Annotated in this window: 22 protein-coding genes; 7 read left to right on the top strand and 15 right to left on the bottom strand. The window is 61.6% G+C overall.

Annotated features, from left to right (window positions below):
- Positions 1-54 precede the first annotated feature (54 nt).
- Genes ychF through AC5RVD_RS09545 form a run of 3 tightly spaced genes read left to right on the top strand, consistent with a single transcriptional unit; the run spans position 55 to position 1,918 of the window.
- Positions 55-1,140 carry a redox-regulated ATPase YchF gene (gene ychF / locus AC5RVD_RS09555; protein WP_494000361.1) on the top strand — a complete coding sequence of 362 codons (1,086 nt, stop codon included), beginning with the start codon at positions 55-57 and terminating at the stop codon, positions 1,138-1,140.
- A gap of 38 nt (positions 1,141-1,178) precedes the next feature.
- Entirely contained in the window at positions 1,179-1,574 is a 396-nt protein-coding gene (locus AC5RVD_RS09550) for a Pycsar system effector family protein (protein WP_494126804.1), read from the top strand.
- A complete protein-coding gene (locus AC5RVD_RS09545; protein WP_494126803.1) occupies positions 1,475-1,918 on the top strand; it encodes a zinc-binding dehydrogenase in 444 nt (147 codons plus the stop codon). Before AC5RVD_RS09550 ends, AC5RVD_RS09545 begins: the two co-directional genes overlap by 100 nt.
- A gap of 575 nt (positions 1,919-2,493) precedes the next feature.
- Here the strand turns inward: AC5RVD_RS09545 and AC5RVD_RS09540 are convergent.
- Genes AC5RVD_RS09540 through AC5RVD_RS09530 form a run of 3 tightly spaced genes read right to left on the bottom strand, consistent with a single transcriptional unit; the run spans position 2,494 to position 4,523 of the window.
- Positions 2,494-3,261, bottom strand: a complete 768-nt coding sequence (locus AC5RVD_RS09540) for an SCO1664 family protein (RefSeq protein ID WP_494112942.1) — start codon at positions 3,259-3,261, stop codon at positions 2,494-2,496.
- Positions 3,261-3,806 carry a DUF3090 domain-containing protein gene (locus AC5RVD_RS09535; RefSeq protein ID WP_494112943.1) on the bottom strand — a complete coding sequence of 182 codons (546 nt, stop codon included), beginning with the start codon at positions 3,804-3,806 and terminating at the stop codon, positions 3,261-3,263. The genes AC5RVD_RS09540 and AC5RVD_RS09535 overlap by 1 nt, the downstream gene beginning before the upstream one ends.
- Positions 3,807-3,830: 24 nt before the next feature.
- Positions 3,831-4,523: a histidine phosphatase family protein gene (locus AC5RVD_RS09530; protein ID WP_494067382.1), complete on the bottom strand. Its 693-nt coding sequence runs from the start codon at positions 4,521-4,523 to the stop codon at positions 3,831-3,833.
- Between the two features lie 260 nt (positions 4,524-4,783).
- Here AC5RVD_RS09530 and AC5RVD_RS09525 point away from each other — a divergent pair, with 260 nt between their 5' ends.
- Positions 4,784-5,443, top strand: coding sequence for a Type 1 glutamine amidotransferase-like domain-containing protein (locus AC5RVD_RS09525; RefSeq protein WP_494112944.1), 660 nt, complete (start codon positions 4,784-4,786; stop codon positions 5,441-5,443).
- Between the two features lie 417 nt (positions 5,444-5,860).
- Here AC5RVD_RS09525 and AC5RVD_RS09520 read toward each other — a convergent pair whose 3' ends face one another.
- The gene (locus AC5RVD_RS09520; protein WP_494112945.1) at positions 5,861-6,109 is read right to left on the bottom strand and encodes a hypothetical protein; all 249 of its coding nucleotides are present in this window, start codon (positions 6,107-6,109) and stop codon (positions 5,861-5,863) included.
- 583 nt (positions 6,110-6,692) lie between these two features.
- On the opposite strand from AC5RVD_RS09520, the gene AC5RVD_RS09515 reads away from it, so the two are divergent.
- Positions 6,693-6,899, top strand: coding sequence for a hypothetical protein (locus tag AC5RVD_RS09515; RefSeq protein WP_494121747.1), 207 nt, complete (start codon positions 6,693-6,695; stop codon positions 6,897-6,899).
- A 587-nt stretch (positions 6,900-7,486) separates the two neighbouring features.
- On the opposite strand, the gene AC5RVD_RS09510 is transcribed toward AC5RVD_RS09515, so the two are convergent.
- The 3 genes from AC5RVD_RS09510 to arfB all read right to left on the bottom strand — a co-directional run bounded on the left by AC5RVD_RS09510 (position 7,487) and on the right by arfB (position 9,525).
- Positions 7,487-7,888 (bottom strand): NUDIX domain-containing protein, encoded by a 402-nt coding sequence (locus AC5RVD_RS09510; protein ID WP_494126802.1) that lies wholly within the window; start codon positions 7,886-7,888, stop codon positions 7,487-7,489.
- A 78-nt stretch (positions 7,889-7,966) separates the two neighbouring features.
- Positions 7,967-8,857, bottom strand: a complete 891-nt coding sequence (locus AC5RVD_RS09505; protein WP_494126801.1) for a CPBP family intramembrane glutamic endopeptidase — start codon at positions 8,855-8,857, stop codon at positions 7,967-7,969.
- Between the two features lie 227 nt (positions 8,858-9,084).
- The gene (gene arfB, locus AC5RVD_RS09500; RefSeq protein WP_494126800.1) at positions 9,085-9,525 is read right to left on the bottom strand and encodes an alternative ribosome rescue aminoacyl-tRNA hydrolase ArfB; all 441 of its coding nucleotides are present in this window, start codon (positions 9,523-9,525) and stop codon (positions 9,085-9,087) included.
- Positions 9,526-9,610: 85 nt separating this feature from the next.
- Here arfB and AC5RVD_RS09495 point away from each other — a divergent pair, with 85 nt between their 5' ends.
- Positions 9,611-10,042 carry a VOC family protein gene (locus AC5RVD_RS09495; RefSeq protein ID WP_494112950.1) on the top strand — a complete coding sequence of 144 codons (432 nt, stop codon included), beginning with the start codon at positions 9,611-9,613 and terminating at the stop codon, positions 10,040-10,042.
- 59 nt (positions 10,043-10,101) lie between these two features.
- Entirely contained in the window at positions 10,102-10,665 is a 564-nt protein-coding gene (locus AC5RVD_RS09490; protein ID WP_494112951.1) for a dihydrofolate reductase family protein, read from the top strand.
- Positions 10,666-10,846: 181 nt separating this feature from the next.
- Here the strand turns inward: AC5RVD_RS09490 and AC5RVD_RS09485 are convergent, their stop codons facing one another.
- The 8 genes from AC5RVD_RS09485 to AC5RVD_RS09450 form a co-directional block, all read right to left on the bottom strand.
- Positions 10,847-12,175 (bottom strand): aminotransferase family protein, encoded by a 1,329-nt coding sequence (locus AC5RVD_RS09485; RefSeq protein ID WP_494126799.1) that lies wholly within the window; start codon positions 12,173-12,175, stop codon positions 10,847-10,849.
- A 209-nt stretch (positions 12,176-12,384) separates the two neighbouring features.
- On the bottom strand, positions 12,385-12,597 hold the full coding sequence (locus AC5RVD_RS09480) for a biotin/lipoyl-binding carrier protein (RefSeq protein WP_494126798.1): 213 nt from the start codon (positions 12,595-12,597) through the stop codon (positions 12,385-12,387).
- A 29-nt stretch (positions 12,598-12,626) separates the two neighbouring features.
- On the bottom strand, positions 12,627-13,301 hold the full coding sequence (locus AC5RVD_RS09475) for a GntR family transcriptional regulator (RefSeq protein WP_494126797.1): 675 nt from the start codon (positions 13,299-13,301) through the stop codon (positions 12,627-12,629).
- Positions 13,302-13,345: 44 nt separating this feature from the next.
- Positions 13,346-14,128 (bottom strand): LamB/YcsF family protein, encoded by a 783-nt coding sequence (locus AC5RVD_RS09470; protein WP_494126796.1) that lies wholly within the window; start codon positions 14,126-14,128, stop codon positions 13,346-13,348.
- Positions 14,128-15,096 (bottom strand): 5-oxoprolinase/urea amidolyase family protein, encoded by a 969-nt coding sequence (locus AC5RVD_RS09465; protein WP_494126795.1) that lies wholly within the window; start codon positions 15,094-15,096, stop codon positions 14,128-14,130. Before AC5RVD_RS09465 ends, AC5RVD_RS09470 begins: the two co-directional genes overlap by 1 nt.
- Before the next feature lie 8 nt (positions 15,097-15,104).
- Positions 15,105-16,121, bottom strand: coding sequence for a carboxyltransferase domain-containing protein (locus AC5RVD_RS09460; protein WP_494112957.1), 1,017 nt, complete (start codon positions 16,119-16,121; stop codon positions 15,105-15,107).
- Positions 16,118-17,524 carry an acetyl-CoA carboxylase biotin carboxylase subunit gene (locus AC5RVD_RS09455; protein WP_494121738.1) on the bottom strand — a complete coding sequence of 469 codons (1,407 nt, stop codon included), beginning with the start codon at positions 17,522-17,524 and terminating at the stop codon, positions 16,118-16,120. The genes AC5RVD_RS09460 and AC5RVD_RS09455 overlap by 4 nt, the downstream gene beginning before the upstream one ends.
- Positions 17,521-18,579 (bottom strand): ABC transporter permease, encoded by a 1,059-nt coding sequence (locus AC5RVD_RS09450; protein WP_494112959.1) that lies wholly within the window; start codon positions 18,577-18,579, stop codon positions 17,521-17,523. The genes AC5RVD_RS09455 and AC5RVD_RS09450 overlap by 4 nt, the downstream gene beginning before the upstream one ends.
- Between the last annotated feature and the right edge of the window lie 3 nt (positions 18,580-18,582).

Here is an 18,582-nt window from a genome sequence, read left to right as displayed (position 1 = left end):
GACAAAATACGGCACGCGGGTCGATGTGTCCGGGCCACGGTATCCTTGACTACCGTGGCTCTAACTATTGGCATCGTCGGACTGCCCAACGTCGGCAAATCAACCCTCTTCAACGCACTGACCCGCAACAGCGTGCTCGCGGCAAACTACCCGTTCGCCACCATCGAGCCAAACGTCGGTGTGGTCTCGCTGCCGGACCCCCGGCTGGAGAAGCTGGCGGAGATCTTCGGATCGCAGCGGATCCTGCCCGCCACCGTGTCCTTCGTGGACATTGCGGGCATCGTCAAGGGGGCTTCCGAAGGTGAGGGGCTGGGCAACCAGTTCCTGGCGAACATCCGCGAAGCGCAGGCGATCGCCCAGGTCATTCGTGTTTTCGACGACCCCGACGTGGTCCACGTGGATGGCAAGGTCGACCCGCGCTCGGACATGGAAACCATCAACACCGAGCTGATCCTGGCCGACCTCCAGACCTTGGAGAAGGCCCTTCCGCGGGTGGAGAAGGAAGTAAAGATCAAGAAGCGCGACGCCGCGGAGCTGGCTGCCCTGCAGGCAGCGCAGAAAGTCCTGGAACGCGGCGACACCGTCTTTTCCTCCGTCGAGAGCGACAAGCTGGACATGGAGAACCTCCGGGAACTGAGCCTGCTGACCGCCAAGCCGTTCATTTATGTGTTCAACGTCGACGACGCCGTGCTCGGCAGCCCCGAGCGGCAGGCCGAGCTGCGGGGGCTGGTGGCCCCCGCCGACTGCGTATTCTTGGATGCCAAGCTGGAAGCGGACCTCGTGGAGCTGGACGAGGAAGAGGCCCGCGAGATGCTCGAGATGAACGGCCAGGACGAGTCCGGGCTGGACCAGTTGGCTCGGGTGGGCTTCCACACGCTGGGCCTGCAGACCTATCTGACGGCCGGGCCGAAGGAAGCACGCGCCTGGACCATCAACCGCGGCGACACTGCTCCGCAGGCTGCCGGCGTGATCCACTCGGACTTCCAGCGCGGCTTCATCAAGGCCGAGGTCGTTTCCTTCGCCGACCTGGTAGAGGCCGGGTCCATGGCCGAAGCCAAGGCCCGCGGCAAGGTGCGGATCGAAGGCAAGGACTACGTGATGGTCGACGGCGACGTGGTTGAATTTCGCTTCAATGTCTGACGGTCTGGGCAAAAAAGTAGGTCACAGCAGCACCACTTGTGGCCAGTAACAAGCTGTTCGACCGCCTCAGTGCTCCTAGCCGCGGTCGTCGCAGCGGAGGCTGGGTCTTCCTATTTGTCGTCGGCATGGCACTAATAGGGTCAAGAGCGCTCATGGCAGCTCTCGTCGTCGCACCGATGCTGAGGGACGGAAACCTGAAGGCCGAATCGGAGCGGGACACGATCTACTTCGGTCATGTGCGACGTGTTCGGCCCAGCAAGCTGGAGCTTCGGCTACGACACGAAGACCCGCTCCCCAAATTGAGTCGCCAGATCTTACGTGCTGCGGACATCGTGTGGACGAGGCGGTCTACGCGGCAGAGCCGAAGGAATCGGTTTGGCCTATGGCGAAGGAGCTCGGGGTGGTGCGGTGCGAGAAAGACATCACCGATTTAGCCGACATTGAGTTGGACGTGATCATCGACTTCGCTGGCTTTGGTAGCACCACGTCGGGCGCCGTCGATGTCGTGCGCGCCGGCGGCAGGGTTATCCAGGTGGGCATGGGCCGGCTGACGGCAGAGATCAACACCAACAACCTGATCATCAAGCAGGTCGATCTCAAGGGGTCGATGGGTGGCGGACTCGACGACCTCGGCGGCGTCTATGACCTGATGGCTTCTGGAGCACTTGACCCGATGGTTTCGACCGTCACGTTCGACCAGGTCGCTGACGGGCTCGACCGGCTTCGTAAGGGTGAAGTGCAGGGCCGGCTGGTGGTCGACATGCAGAATGGAATCTGACAAAGGAACGGCCACCTCCCGTTCTGCGGGTTACGCTCCTCAATTGCAAGCCAGCCAGCCTGCTAGCCAGGCAGGCATGCAGGCAGTGACACCTAACCTTAGCGGCAGAGCCGTATCGGAATCGGCGCTGACTAGTCATGCCAGCGGTGAGTGTTCGGCGAGCGTGACGCACTTGCGTAAGCATCGACGGCGTCGGTCTGGCACGTTATCGAGTCGCCGAAGAGTGATCTGACCACGCAGGGGCAGCCCTCATTGGTGCCCCTGAGTGGTCAGGGGCAAGTGATGAGGTCACCGTGCACGTGACTGAGCATACTGACCCGATAACGCAACGCTTCCCATAAGGCGCCGAACGGGGTGGGGAGTAGCACTTCTGGGCTAACGTCTTTCGATGAACCAAGGACACCCCGAGCAGCTGTGCTCGGGGTGTCTTAGTTCGAGCGGTCAGCAATTCAGTTCACACGACGTGCCGAGTGGAGCCAGGCCGCGTACCGGATGTCGGGCGCTAAACGGGGACCCGGTTGTAGGCCACCCGTTGCCAAGTCGACAATGCCAACCGCATTTTGCTTCATAACGAATTAGAACAGCGGCCAGGGCACCGCAGACATCGCACCGCTCGGAGCCGGAAACCGCCCTGTCAAGCGCAACCGGGCGCAGCGCGCGGCGAGCGAAGCGATTTCTTCGGCGCTGAGCAACTCCGCCAGGTTTCGGCCCAGCCCACCGTGCAGTCCCTCGCTGACACGATCTATGCCGTCGCGTTCCTCGGCGGTCAGAGCGTCTCCCAGCCATCCCCACAGCACTGTGCGCAGCTTGTGGTCACGGTGAAAGGTGAGCCCATGGTCCACGCCGTGCCGGCGTCCGTCCGTCATGGCAAGAATGTGGTCGCCTTTGCGGTCGGCGTTGTTGGTGACGATGTCGAACACCGCCATGCGTCTGAGCGCCGGCGAGTCTTCGTGAACGAGGGCGACCATCTGTCCGCTCTCATCACGACCCTTGAGAACGTGTTTCCAGCCCGTCTCCGGCACCTGGTCAGCGGCGACCAGGTTCACGGCGCTTTGGGCGGGGTCTTGCTCCTGCCAGAGCTGCACCATTCCTTCGCCCAGCGGACCATCGCGGAGCCAGGTGTGCGGCACGACGTCCCAGCCGAAGGCCTGCGATACCAGGTAGGCGGCCACCTCCCGGTGAGCCAGGGTGCCGTGGGGAAAATCCCACAGCGGACTTTCGCCTGCTATCGGCTTATAGACGACCACTACGTCGCCGATGCTGCCCAGAAATGTCGCGTTTGAAGCCGTCGTGATGCGGCCGGTGAGCTCCAGTTCGGCGGTCACCAGGTCCGGCGCTGGCATCAGACCTCGGGAAGGGGGCAAATGTGCCCGTCGGCGTCTATGGGGTAACCGCAAAGCGGGCACGTCGGACGTCCGGCGGCCACGACCTCGCGGGTGCGCTTGGCGAATGCGCGGGCGGTGCCGACCGGCATTCGCACCAGCAGCATTTCGGCCGCGTCAGCGTCGCTCTCATCAAGCGATTCGTCGTCGTCGGCGTCGGTGATGGGGTAGGCCTCGATGACGACCTGGGCCGTCGTCGGGTCCCAGCCTAAGCTCATGGAGCCGGTGCGAAACTGCTCCTGAACGGCCTCGAGCTTGTCATCGTCGACAAGTTCAATGGGAGTACTCGTGGGAACGCTGAAGGGGTTGCCCTCCACGGTGATGAGCTGGTCGAGAATTTCGTCGATCTTCTCCGCGAGCAGGGCCGACTGCTGCTTCTCCAGGGCAATGCTCACGATCTGCGTCCCCGAACGCACCTGGAGATAGAACGTCCGCGCCCCCGGAAGGCCAATGGTGCCGACGACGACTCGATCAGGCCAGGCGAACTCGTGAACCCGTGTAGGCATGTCAGTATTTTAGGCACATGAGGTTCATGGCGCCTTTTGCCCCGCACCGCCGCCCACCGGCGCTTCGGCAGAGCCGATGCCGTCCGCCAGCCACGAGAGATCACCGGCGTCGGTGTTGGTCGCGTAGACGCTTGGCCGACTAGCGCCGTAGTGAACGATCGATACGGACGCTGGGCCCACGTTGATACGCTGGAACAGGTCAAGGTGCATGCCGAGCGCGTCGGCGAGGATTGACTTGATGATGTCACCGTGACTGACCGCAACCCACACGGCCCCTGGCCCGTACTCGGCCTCAAAGGCTGCATCGTGGCGTCGAATCGCTGCCACCGACCGTGCCTGCATCGCGGCCAGGGATTCACCGCCGGGAAAAACGACGGCGGACGGTTGCGACTGCACAACCGGCCACAAATCCTCGGTCGCGAGATCACTGAGCTTCCGGCCCTGCCACTCGCCGTAATCACACTCGGTGAGATCGAGATCGATCGGCGCGTACGGCGAGCCGGCCTGGCGATCGAGGATGAACCGGGCGGTCTGCCGACAACGCTCCATAGGGCTCGACACCACCCCGGCTACGGGCACGGCCGCGAGGCGGTCTCCGGTCAGGGCCGCCTGATCGCGCCCGATCTGGTCCAGGCAGACGCCGTCGGCCCGACCGGCCAGCAGTCCAGTGGCATTGGCTGTGGTGCGGCCGTGCCGCACGAGAATAACTGTCGCCATCCACCCAGCCTAGCCACCCGCTCGATGGCGGCGTGAACCGCGCAGGTCGCGCGTCGAACAAACAAATAAAGCATTCATAAAGGGACAGACCAACCTGAGGTCTGCGTCCACGTCGAACTGTGGACAAAGTTTGACTGGGTGTGTACCTATTGAAAGGCCGAGCAGCAGACGGGCGTGCTTACCGGATCTGTCGGTGAGTTCCAGCCTGTTCCCACGGCTTCGGACGCATCCACCATCCACGCGGGGACTCTGGAGGCACGTTGAAACTTTTGCTTACCTCAGGCGGCGTGACGAACCCGAGCATTCACTCTGCGCTCGTGCAGCTTCTCGACAAGCCGGTGTCCCAGTGCCGCGCCCTGATCGTCCCGACAGCGCAGTGGGGTCACCCGATGTGCGGACCGGCATCGGTGCGGAACCTCCTGGCCGCCGAACACGACTTCCGTCATTTGTCCGGCTTGGGCTGGGCGTCGCTCGGCGTTCTCGAGCTCACTGCGCTGCCCACCATTGGCGCGGATCGGTGGGTCCCGTGGCTTCGGGAGACCGACGTGCTCTTGGTCGACGGCGGCGACGCGACGTACCTGTCCCATTGGATGCGGGAGTCCGGAGTGGCCGAGCTGCTCCCGAGACTTCCCGACACGGTGTGGGTGGGGGTGAGTGCCGGAAGCATGGTGATGACGCCGCGGGTCGGGGACTACTTCGTCGAGTGGCCGTCCGCTCCGGATGACCGGACTCTGGGGGTGGTGGATTTTTCAATCTTTCCGCACCTGAACGCTTTCCCGAGCAACACCCTGGCCCACGCAGAGCGGTGGGCCGCCGACATAGGTGTCCCTGCCTACGCCATCGACGAACAGACAGCGATCAAGGTCGTCGACGACTCCGTCGAGGTGGTTTCCGAAGGACAGTGGAAGAGGTTCGTGTGATAAGTGCCCAGCATGTGTGACGTCGCGTGGCTTTTGGGCACAGCAGGGACGGACGAACAGGGAGTGGCTGCAGCGAAAACGGGCAGGTTGGGACTGCCCCCGAACTTGTTGACTCCGTCACCTAAGCCGCAGCGCCCAGTAATGGATCGGCTTTCGGCCAACAGAAGTGACATTTAGCTCCGCGAAAAACACCGCGACCTGTCGTTGCGAATCTCAGCCCAAACCGCTCTGCGATTCACACGGGCCGGGGTGCACGTGTGGACGGATTCCCCGAGTTCGAGGGTCGGAACGCTAACCTTGCGGGTTCTGACCCGCCAGGCCCTCGCACACATCGTCCACTCAACCCCCGCCCGGTGCGTGTTCCCGAGAGCAAACCTGGGACATGCCGGATGGGACTGTCGTGCGGACCTCGACCATTTAGCCTCCAGTCCACATGAGAATCATGGGCGCAAGCAGCAAGAGCAGCAGCAATGCGCCGAGGCTAGACGGGATCCAGTACCACTTGGACATCTGTAGTCCGAACAGTGAGAACACCACGGCACCAGCTACGGCGACAACCACAATCGCGTTGTCGGTGACGAAAAAGAGGAGCAACGAAGCCAAAATCACAACCGTCGCCGCGATTGGTCCAGCAGTAGGTCGCCCTGGGTTTACGACTGCCGGCATGGTCTCACCTTTTCGTTTATTGGCATTATGCCTGTTCTCTTGCTCCCTAGCGCCTCCAACCTTGGTCGCGGTACCCAAAGTTGACCGACCGCATATTGAGTACCTGCACATGAAAGGCCGGCCGTACAAGTAAGCGAAGGACTACTTGCCGTGATACCGGTGATCGTCGGTCTTTTGGAAGACCTCTCCACCCGCTCGACGAGCATTTTCAGACTCGAAACTTCTGCCTGCAATGCGCTTCGCCCCGTTGGGGTTAGCCTCGTCCAAGTCCAACTTCCACGTGGTTACTGGAATGCAGGGCAAATGATCCGGGGAAGTTTAGGCCCGTTACTGGCCGCAGCGGTCCGAAGTCTGGGATACGGCAGCGCAGGAAGCCGTGATGACACCGAGGATAATTGCGGCAATGCCGAGCAGCCTTCGCCTCGACTGCTGCGCCTGGCCGGCAGCCGGCCCTAGGGTTCCATCCCCAAGGGGTCCATCCGAGGCAGTGCCCGCACGCTTTCGCGATGGCTATGCAGGCGGGCGGGACCATAGCCGGCCGAAGGAGGTACCCCTCCCTCCTCCTCAGGTTTAGGCTCGGGGCATGGCGACATGGAAGCCGGACCCCCTGTGGTGGCCCTTTGCGATCTGTCTGCTCGGGCTGACATTGGCGAATCTGATTCTGATCCTCGTATCCGCCCCCACCTGGGCGCGGCTGATTCCCGCATGGCTGTACTTGCTTTTCTTTATTGTCGCCATGTCGGTGCTCCTGCGGCGGCGCGCGCTACGTAAGAGGGACAGTTCTAGCTAGTCCCCGCAGACGCCCCCCGTAGGTTGTGGTCTTGCCATTTCCCTTCAAGTACCGCGGAGCCATCCCGATCTGCCGGAAGCCCGCCTGCCACAGCACCGCCACAGCCCAAGTACGTCACGTGCCGTTTCGACGATTATCTGGACGGCAGGGGATTGCCAGACCGCCGCCGGCGTAGGCGCCATCCACCCAGTAACCTAGACCTGCACTTTGGAACGGTTCACGCACGATGCCCGCCAAGTTGAATCTGCCGGCAGGGGCGTCGCCAGCAAGTAGCGCAAAAGGGAACCGTCGACCCCGGCCCGGGCACGTGTTCCCGAAAAGAATCCGGCGTGTCGAGGTTTGCTACGCCAACGTCCTCTGTCGTGGTGAAGCAGAGGTTATTCGAGTGCAAAACGTGGTGGAGTTCCGCTGCAACGTTTAGGTTGTCTGCACTACGAGGGATTGGTCCCGCAGGCTCCCACCGCAACAACCAGGTGCCGCTACCCCAAGTCATGAAATTTTTTCGTTGTCAGAAGCCGGCTGAACAAATTGCAGTTCTCGACTCCACAGAACCACCGTGTCCGCAGCTATAACCTTTCCGGTCGGAATCAGGTCAGCGCCTGATTGAAGAGTGCTGGGTACCCGTCATCGGCAAGGTCCAGGAATATTGCCTCGTCCAAGCTGAACCATCCGAAGGCGTCGTGTTCATCGGGCGCAGCATTGATGATCTCACCTTCCCACTCTTCAACCCTCCATATTTCCTGGAATATCTCAGCATTTTGGCGGGTCAGTAGCGGATTCCCAACAGGCAGACTGATCTCTACGCCCAACTCTTCTCGAAGCTCACGCGCAAGCGCTTGACGACTATTCTCGCCTGGTTCGAGGTGACCTCCCGGGAAGTCCCAGACATTGGGATACCGTCCCTTCGACGGTGATCGATGCACGAGCAACACTCGGCCTGCGCGTATTAGCATGCCGCATGACACGTAGTGCACCAAAGATTCACTCATGAGACGAGTTTACGAACGATCCCGCCCGTGCGAACTCGATGGGATACCGGGATTCCGCCGCCGCTGCACCAATCCAGTTCAGGTGTCGTCCGGGGTTGCTTCGTAACCATCCGGTCGGGGTCCTGTTCGACGCCCCTCAGCGCGTGCCCCGCTCTGTTGGTAGAGCGCCAGCACGCCGGCCAGCACGGCCGCGGCGGCGATCTGCTGCCACTCTCCCTCGAACGCGTTGAGCTTATCCGAGCCGGAGGCATTAAAGGACCCGTGAAGGAGGCCGACGATGAGGATGCTTCCGCCCGTGCCCAGATACGCCATGCCCGCCAGGAGCCGGAAAATCGGGGCGAAGAGGAACAGGACCGCCCAGTTGAAAAACACCTCCCGGACGGGCGTCCCGGTGAAGCCCTTATCCGCGAAGGCGAGGGGGAGATGGATCAGGGCGAAGGGTACGGCTGTCAGCAGCGAGCCGGCGATCAGGCCCCACCGCTCCATCAGCCGGTGCTGTACCACGGCGGTCCAGGCCAGTTCCTCCCAGATATTCGCCAGCACAGCCCCGACGAGGATGGTATTGAGGAAATAGTTGCCCGTTTCGGCGGCCCATCCGGCTTCCGGTTGCCGAAAAGAGCCGGTTGCCGCGGCGATCAGCAGGGTCAGCACGGGTATGGCGAGCAGGGCGGCGACATACCAGCCGACGCCTACCCGCCAGCGGACGGCCTGCCGGAACAGGCCCCGGACGGCCTTCCTGCCGCCTGAGGCTGCGGTAACCAGGACCGCAGTACCCAGCAGGATCAGCAGTTCTGCCAGGAGCCCGGGCAAAACATTGCCCAGCAAAACGATCGATATCACCTGCGCTGCCCAAGTCAGCCCGATCGCAATGACCACAAAGGCAGTTACCGGATGCCGGGCGATCAGGCGTCCCGCATGTCCTCCGTGGGAAGATGGCGCCGGTTTGGCTCCCAAAGGATCGTTACCCATGCTCACCCCTTTCCATGATCAAGCGGCCAAACCCGGCTCCCGGGGACGGCTAACCGGGGCGGCGGGAGTCGCGAGGGTGCGGTATGGCCGACACTTTTCTCCGCCTCCGGACCTGTGTCAAGCGCTGAAATCCCCCCAGGCCACGGTCACCGGAAGCATCTCCGGGGGCTATGGAGTTCCGGTCAAACGTCTGAGACAGAGCCCAGCGTTCGGCGCAAACAGGCAGGTTACTCGGAGTCTGGGCGCCTGCGGTTGCGCTTGGTCTCGGAGCGCAACCGTTTTCCTTCGAGCCGGCGATGCCGCGAGCCAGCCGTGGGGCGGGTTGCCCGCCGGGCGACGGGCGGAGTCACCGCGTCCCGCAGGAGCGCTACGAGGCGTTGCCGCGCCGCAGCCCTGTTTTGCCGCTGGGAGCGGTGCTCCGAGGCGCTGATGGTGAGCACAGTGCCGGAGATCCTCTCGGAGAGCCTGGTGATAGCGCGTTCGCGCTGGACCTCGCTGAGCGCCGTTGTCGTGCCCAGATCGAGACTGAGCTGCACACGGGAGTCGGCGGTGTTGACGCTCTGCCCGCCCGGGCCCGAGGCTCGGGAGAACTGCTCGACCAGCTCTCCCGCCGGTACCCGGAGGCCGCGGGGCGCGCCGGGGCCCGGGGGCACATGCAGGTCGTCCACACGATTATTGTGCCAACTCCGACGCGGCGCGGGGCCGGCAGGGGGGGCTTCTTTTTTGTCCCCTTGGCTCGCTAGCATGTCGCGCATGGCCATCAAACTGGAGAACGTCGGCATCGCCGTTCGCGACCTCGAAGCAGCCATCGCCTTTTTCACCGACCTCGGCCTGACGGTCCTCGGCCGTGACACGGTCAGCGGTGACTGGGCCGACACCGCCGTCGGGCTTGATGGCAACCACGCCCACATCGCGATGCTCCAGACCCCGGATGGTCACGGTCGGCTCGAGCTCTTCGAGTACCTCCACCCCGAAGCGATCGAGTCGACGCCCACTCGCCCGAACGAGATCGGCATGCACCGCGTCGCTTTCTCAGTCGATGATTTGGACAAGACCCTCGAAATAGCCGCGAAACACGGCTGCCGGCCGCTTCGCGGGGTGGCAACCTACGAGGACGCCTATAGGCTCACGTACGTCCGCGGTCCCAGCGGCATCATTGTGATGCTCGCCGAGGAGCTGAAGTAGAACTGACATGTGCCGGTGTCGCTGCCGGCACCGGTAAGCACCTTGAAGGGGTGACGACCATGGGAACCCTCGCCTATGTCGCGACCGTGTCCATCGACGGCTACGTCGCCGATGCCGACGGCGATTTCCAGTGGACTGGCCCGAGTGATGCAGTGTTTGCTGTGCACCTCGAGCGCATGGCCGAGATATCGACCGAGGTGCTCGGGCGGAAAACCTATGCGTTGATGGGGTACTGGGACACCTACCCCGACGGCGAGGACCGACCTGCGGCTGAGCGGGAGTTCGCCCGGCGCTGGCGCGGCATAGACAAGGTCGTGGTGTCGTCGACAATGACGGTCCAAGAGCTCACGTCGGACCGAACGCGCATCGTGCCGCGCCTGAGCTTGGGAGAGCTGCAGCGGATCGTGGAGCGGGCGGAGGGTGTGGTCCAGATCTTCGGGCCCACGGTTGCGGCAGACGCGATCCGTGCGGGCCTGGTTGACGACTTCAGGTTCTTCGTGGTGCCGAAGATGGTGGGCGGAGGCCTCCGCGCCCTGCCCGACGACGTGCGCCTCGACCTAAACCTCGCTGAACACAGAACGTTCGACAACGGGATCGCGTATCTGCGATACCTGCCTCGTTGAGGCTGCCGGGTCGTGCGTGCGGGCCAGGACTTCCCCTGAAAGCACACGCTGCGCCCGACAATGCGCCTGGTATGAAGACTTCCAGGGCCTGCGAGCGAAGTCGCCGGCGACCCCTCCCGACGAGCAGTTCATCGGGAACCCGTTGGGTCTTCTTTCCGTAGTGGAGATGGTTGCAGGACATTCAAGTTCCTGCCTGCTCTGATGATGTCGGTGGGGGAGTGCTACTCCCCGCGTCGAGGATGTGCCCTATAGTCTTCGCGATGAGGTGAACGTCCTCGTCGCCCACGACGAAGGGGGGGCTGATTTGGAGGGTGTTGCCGCGCAGAGGCCGCACGACGACGCCGTCGTCGATGCATGAGTTGGCTACAACCTCGGCGTCTGCCTCGGGTGCAAGCTGGACGCCGGCGAGAAAACCGGTGCCGCTGCGGATTTCCTGCACGAGGGGATGCGAGGCAAGTGGGGCAAGGGCCTTATGTAGGACGGATTCAAGTTCCAAGGCCCGTAGAACCAGTTGTTCGTTCTCAAGGATGTCGAGGTTCGCGTGTGCAACTGCGCAAGCTGTTGCATGACCCGAGTACGTCATGCCGTGTCTGAGGACGGGGGCGTCCTGTTCTCTGTAGAACCGTCCCCAGATCCGCTTGGAGACGAGGACGCCGCCGAGCGGGGCGTAGCCGGACGTTATTCCTTTGGCTAACAGAATCATGTCGGGCTGGAGATGGAATCTTTGGGAGGCGAACATGAAGCCTGTCCGGCCAAATCCGGTGATGACTTCATCAACTATCAAAAGAATGTCATCTTTCCGGGCGATTTCCTGCAGGCCTTCAAGATACCCGGGGGCAGGGGGAATTACCCCCCCAGTGCCTATGATCGGTTCGGTAATAATGGCGGCGATATTTGCGGGGCCGATTTCGTCTACGACGGCCCGTACGCCTTCAATATCGTTTGTGGGAACAAGGGCGGTTTCGGGTACAAGGGAATCTGAGCCGTAGCCGTATCGATTGAAGTCAAGCCCGGCAATGCTGGTACCAAAGGCATGGAGGCCGTGGTACGAGTGAGTACGGCTGAGGATGATTTTTTTGTCAGGCATGCCTTCCAACTGCCAGTGGCGCCGTGCAATCTTGCAGGCCAGGTCGACGGAGTCCGACCCGCCACTGTTGAAGATTATTTTGGCGTCCGGGATCGGGCCCATGGCCACAAGCCGGTCCGCGAGGGAGAGTGCCACATCGTTCGCGAACCGGCCGAATACGTGGTACGTCTCCAGTTTGCACATCTGGTCATAAGCCGCTTTCGCCACTGATTCCCGGCCGTGGCCGATATTTGCGTGCCACAGTCCGGCAGTGGCATCGAGCAGGCGGCGTCCGTCTGAGGTCGTGAGGTACGCGCCTCGGCCTTCGGTAATGACGACGCGGCGTTGCAGGACCGAGGGCATGTGCGCCTGGGCGCTCCATAGTGACTCGCCCACACCCTTGGGACGGTTTGTTTGGTTCAGAACGGTTGCTTTGGTAGCCATTGTTTGTTCTCCTCGGCAGGTCGATAGAGCAGTCCCATGTAAAAGGCCCCGCCCCAGACTGCCTTGTGCCTCACGGGCTGTCCCCATTTGCTTGCGCATCGCCTCATGGGCTGTCCCATCTTGCGCGTCGCTTGCGGGTGTGACGAGCGATTCAGCATGCATTCAGGCGGAGTTAGACGGGCACTGGGGGTGTGGCATGTGCCCGTCGGCTAGTCGAGGACGGCGAGTAGCTGTCCTTCCGCGACCGCATCCCCTTCGGACACGGAGATGTCCGCGACAACGCCGGCTTCGGGCGCTTCAACCGGGATCTCCATCTTCATGGATTCGAGGATCATGATGGTTTCGTCTTCCTCCACAGACGCTCCCGGCGCCACGAGGATTTTCCAAACATTTGCCGCCAGATCCGACCGTAATTCACTCAATTTGCGTTCCTCCTCGAAAAACCGGGCCATTACGTTGCTGTATTCGTCATGGACCTGCGGCGCTGGCCCGTGTGGTCCATGTGTTGTTTGATTTGCTCGCCCAGGTCCGCGATGTTTCCTCCTTCCACGTTTGCCAGGAGCTCCTGGTGTTCGGCCACTATCTCCTTTGGTTGTGGATACGATTTCTCCAGCATCATCAACGACAGGCGCGTTTCGGTGAGGAGGGTCTGGTAGAAGACCGTGAGACGTTTGTTGCCGAGGCTCCCGACCAAGACCGTGTGGAACGCCAGGTCCAAGTCGACCAGATCGGACCAGGGGCGTCCGCTTTCCGACGCCGTCTTCATGTCGCCGATGATGCGGCGAAGTTCATCAAAGATTTGTTTCCTTGGATTCTTTGCAAGCTCCTCTGCAGCTGTCTTTTCAACGGAGTGACGTGCGACGGAGATGTCATCCATATCCGCCTCGGATAGTTCTAAAACAAAAACTCCGCGGTTGCGCACCCGGTGCAGGAGACCTTCCTGTATGAGCCGCTGCATTGCCTCGCGCACCGGCGAACGGCTGACGTTCAGCTGCTGGGCAAGACTGGTTTCCCGCAGCTGTTGGCCCGGCGAGTAGGCGCCCTTTTCGATAGCGCCCCGCAGCCGGTTGACGATGGTGTCCACTGTTCCGTCGATGAGAATCGGCTCCAGTACAGGCTCACTCAACTCGTTGCTCCTACCCTTCCGGGGGCAGCTCGAATCGCACCGGATCAGTCCGGTTCCGGCGGCACGTTTTCGGCTTCCGTCAACGGACGCACAGCTATGCCGGCATCCTGCAGCGAATGCCAGACCGTGCGGATAACCTCCACCGAGTTCGGTGCGTCCCCGTGCAGACAAATGCTTTCCGGGGAGATATCGAGATCCCGCCCCGACACCGTGGCTACTTTCCCTTCCCTCACAAACCTGATGGCGCGTGAGGACACAAGCGCAGGGTCCCAAGCCAGCTTTTCCCGCTCGATGATAAGGTTGCCGGCGTCGTCATAGCCGAGGTCGACAAATCCTTCCTGGACTAACCGGACGCCGTAACGAGCGGCGAGCTCCGTGTGGCGCTTGTCGAAACAGTAGAGAGGGAGCGAACTGTCTATTTCGGCTACCGCCGCTATGACAGCTTCGGCCAGCTCTTCATCCTCCAGCGACATCAGATACATGACCCCGTGCGGTTTCACATGGGAAAGTTTCGAGCCTTCGGCCTCAACGAAGCCTTGTAGTGCGCCTATTTGATACAGCGTGTAGTCCTGGAGCTCTTCCGCTGAGACCGCTATCCGTCGCCGTCCGAAGCCCAGAAGGTCCGGCAGCGAGACGTGCGCTCCGATCTGGAGGCCCTGACCGACTGCCGCCCGGACCGTTCGGCGCATGATTCTCGGATCTCCCGCATGGAAGCCGCAGGCGATGTTAGCGGCGCTGATATAGGGCATGAATTCTTCGTCCGGCGCGAAGCGCCAGCGGCCGTAACCTTCTCCCATGTCGCAGTTGATTTCAATGGCTGTGTTCATTATTCGGTCCCTCCTGCTGCAGACATGAGCAAGGAACGTTCCTCGTCCAATGCATAGGCGTCGTGGATGGAAATCGGCTTGAACCGGATCGTATCGGTCCCCGGCCGCATCTGGCCGGTCTTCCACAGGCTCGCCTTCGGCACGACTCCGAATACGACAAAGCCGCCGGAAGTGGGCCCGTCTGGTCCGAGGATCACGGGAGTGTCACCGTTGAGGTTGATCCCGCCCACAGGGTAGCCGGTATCGAGGATGTTGGATGGATGTCCGCCGGCAATACCGCCGTCGGACCGGGCCCACTGAAGCCTCGCCGGGTCCAGCCTGATACCGGTACGGTTTGAATTCTGGTCAACCGTCCAGGACCGTGCAAAGAAATCCTCGACGTCTCCCTCCGTGAAAAATTCAGGTGTGGCAAATGGCCCTGGCACGACTTCCACTTCCCAGTCGTGCCGATACTCGGGGATCCGTTCCTGCCGCAGTTCCGCTATAGGCGAGGTATCCGAGCTTCCGATGTCCAGGACATCTCCCTTGACGAGTGCCCGCCCTTCTACTCCTCCCAGCGAACCCATCGTGTAGGTGGACCGGGAACCGAGGATTCGGGGGACATGGATTCCTCCTCTGACCGCCAGATAAAACCTGAACCCGGATACCGCCAGGCCAATTTTCAGTTCGGCACCTGCGGGAACGTCGACAGCGGCCCACTGTGGCACCGGGCTACCGTCGACGGACACTTCGCCGGCGGCGCCGGTTACTGCCACGGTGGCAGGGGCACGGAACCGGAATTTGGTCTTGCCTAGTGTGATTTCCAGACCGGCAGCGTCAGGGCTGTTGCCGACGGCTACATTGCCGAGCCGGAAGGCGAAATCATCCATCGGGCCGGCGGGGAAATAACCGCGTGACAGCATTCCGATTCGTCCAGGCCAGTCCTGAACGGTTGTCTGGATGCCGGGTTGAACCACTTCAATGGACATGTGACTCCTCACGGGACGGCGGTTGCCGCGGCAGCGGCGTCCCGCTTGGCGGTGAAGTCTGCGGCTTCGGCCACGAGCGAGGCGCACCAGGCGTTATAGGTGGCGACGTCGAAGTCTTCGTCCTGTATGTCGTAGACGTATTCGCCCCGGTGGACGGTTTCGAAGGAATCCGCCAGTTCCTGCTCGGAAACGGCATGGAATCTTATGCGGTCACATGGGCGCAGCAGCAGAGGCGACTGGGCGAAAGCAGGATTGCGCTGTTGGATGTCATACACAGGCAGCGTTCTGCCGAGCAGTTGATATCCGCCCGGCGATTCCACGGGGTAGATCGAGTAGCACGGTCCGCCCAGACCGATGGCTCCTTCCGCTGTCCAAGTACGTGTCGGATTGTACTTGGGAGCGAAGAGGACCTTCCTCGGATCCAACGGGAAAGTGAAGGGTAGCCCGGGGAAAAACCCGATGAATCCGACCCAGAGGTCTGTCCCTGTCACGACTGCAATCAACTCGTCAACGTCTCGAAGACCGTTGTAGGCGATCGTGTAATCGACGTTGTTATCATTCACGCAGTTGGGGGCATCCGAACGGATGCTGCGGACATAGCGGGCAACAGCTGCCTTGGACGTCGAATCGTGAAAAGCAGCAGGAAGATTTACTCTTCGGCTGGGAAGCACCAGGTTTTCCGTACCTGCTGCATTGTCGTAGGCCTCATCCAGTGCCCGAACCAGATTCCCGACGTTTGTTTCCGCCGGGTCATAGGAGAGCAATATGGAACGGAAACCGGGGGATGTTTCAACCAGTCCCGGAGGGCGGGACTGGTTCACCTCGGTGTTGATGTTGTGCACAAAGAAGTTGAGGTTCAGGTCAAAATGCATGTCACCGAACTCAACCAGGAGATAACTGTCCCCTGCGAGCCGGTACGTGACAGCGGGTTTTCCGTCAGTGGCCGCCCGTTGTTCGTAAAGCGCAGAGGGAACCCCTGCCCACTGTTCCGAGATGTACTGGTTGGAGACCTTGTGGGGCTTCATCTCGAGTACTCCTCCTGACCTGTCTCGCCCTTTGCTTTCGACTCCGCAGCCCGGTCCTGCACTTCGGCCACGATGCCGGTGCTGTAGCGGCCCGACTTGAATGCCGGATCGTTCAAAAGCATCTGGAAAAAGGGGAGATTGGTTTTTAGCCCCGATACTTGGAAGGCTGCGACGGCGGACCCGGCACGTGCGAGTGCTTCTTCCCGGTCTTGCCCCCAAACGATGAGTTTTGCCAGGAGCGGATCGTAGGCCGTGGTTACGGTATTGCCGGCTGCATAGCCGCTGTCGACGCGGACACCTTCTCCTGTTGGTTCCGTCCACTCACTGATATGCCCGGGCGATGGCAGGAAGCGTTTAGGGTCTTCTGCATAGATGCGCATCTCTATGGCATGTCCGGATGGCTGGAGGTTGCGGGCGTCAAAGCCAACCTCCTGGCCGGCGGCGACACGGAGCTGTTCTTCGACAAGGTCGACGGAAAACACGGCTTCGGTGACAGGGTGCTCCACTTGCAGCCGGGTGTTCATTTCCAAGAAAACGAAGGTCTGGCGCTCGGGATCGACCAGACATTCGACGGTACCGGCATTGCGGTACCCGACAGCAGTCCCCGCTCTTACCGCGGCGTCCAGCATCCGGGCCCTGAGTTCGGGTGTGATTCCCGGAGACGGCGACTCCTCGGCGACCTTCTGGTGCCGGCGCTGGACCGAGCAGTCGCGCTCTCCGAGCGCTATGACCCTGCCATCGGCGAGCCCGAGGATCTGAACCTCGACGTGGCGGGCGTGCTGGATGAACTGTTCAATGAGGATCCGCGTGTCCCCGAAGAAGCGCTCTGCTCGCGACCGTGCAGTATCGAAAGCTGCCTTCAGGGCTTCGTCATTGTCGGCAACTATCATGCCGATGCCGCCTCCGCCTCCGGAGGGTTTGACGATAACGGGATAGCCGACAGCATTGGCGATTTTGACTGCTTCAGAGGGGTCGCTTACCGGTTCGGCTGATCCGGTCGCCACCGGCACGCCGGCGGCCTGCATCAGGTTTCGGGCGTTGATCTTGTCCGCCACCATTTCCATCGATTCCGGTGAGGGCCCCACCCACGCGATGCCGCTTTCGATAACCCGCCGGGCGAAGCCGGGATTTTCAGCGAGGAAACCGTAGCCCGGGTGGATGGCCGAAGCCCGGACCGATTGGGCTGCGTCCATCAGTTTGTCGACGTTCAGGTAGGATTCGGCAGGATTGGCAGGTCCCAGGGAGACGGACTCCGAGGCTTCCTTCACAAAGGGAAGCTCCACGTCGACGTCCGAGCAGACCGCTATCGTCCTGATGCCGAGGGCGTTCGCCGTCCGGATGATCCGCCGGGCAATCTCGCCCCGGTTGGCTACCATCAGCGATTCGAAGAGCGGCTCGGTCATGACGTGACCCCTCTAGCGATAAGGCGGGCCTTGGCTGAGGCTCGGAAGCGGTCTGCCACGACCGCGAGAATGAGAGCCAAACCCAGGGCGATGCTTTGCATGTTGGTATCGAGTCGCATGAAGTTCATACCGTTACCGAGCAGCATGATGAAAATGACGCCCAGGACCGTACCGCCAACGCCGCCTCTGCCGCCCTGCAGCGACGCCCCTCCAATGACGGCCGCGGTTATGGACTGTAGGGCAAAAGCACCGCCGAAAGTCGGTTGTCCCGAACCGCTGCGGGCGGTCAGGAGGTAAGCGGCCAGGGAGGCCAGAACGGCACAGATCACGTAAGTCGTGATCAGGTTCCGCCGCACTTGGATTCCCGCGGTCTTCGCCGCCAGGGCATTGCCGCCTATCGCGTACAGGTGGCGGCCGAAAGTTGTCCATTTCAATACGACGAAGACAAGGATCAGGACCGGAAGAGCAAGGAGTACCAGGTTTGGAATGCCAAAGGTGAACCCGGCTCCCAGCCCGACAACGTACTCTCGCGGCAGACCGGAAACCGTTGCCCCGCCGCTGAAGACCATGGTCACGCCCGCGACGATTGTGGCGGTTGCGAGTGTGACAATGAACGGATTGACCTTCAGAAAAGCCACTCCGAGTCCGTTTGCCAGCCCGACTACGACGCCTACGGCGATGCATACGACGAATCCCATGATCATGGACTGACCTGCAAATTCAGGCATGCCGCCGTAAACCAGTTTCATCATTGTCGCGGAAACGACCGACGACAGGGCAACTGTTGCTCCCACTGACAAATCAAAGCCACCGGTGACCAGTACCAGCATCTGTCCCAAAGAAATCAGCAGCAGCGCCACGGATTGCTGGGATACGGAGAGCAGATTATCGGGCTGCAGAAAACGGTCGTTTGCCACGGCAAAGACGACCACCATTACGAGTAGCAACGGCGGCAACGGGCCGACGGTGCTGAAAAACCTGAGCCAGTACTGGCGGTTTTCTTTCTTTGCCGCGCCGGGAGTGGCCGCAGAGCTTTTGACTTCGGTTGCTGACATGAC

Source organism: Arthrobacter sp. THG-b23 (genome assembly GCF_059091265.1).
The sequence above is the reverse complement of the archived record's forward strand: the minus strand, read 5'-3'. Positions and strand labels throughout refer to the sequence as shown.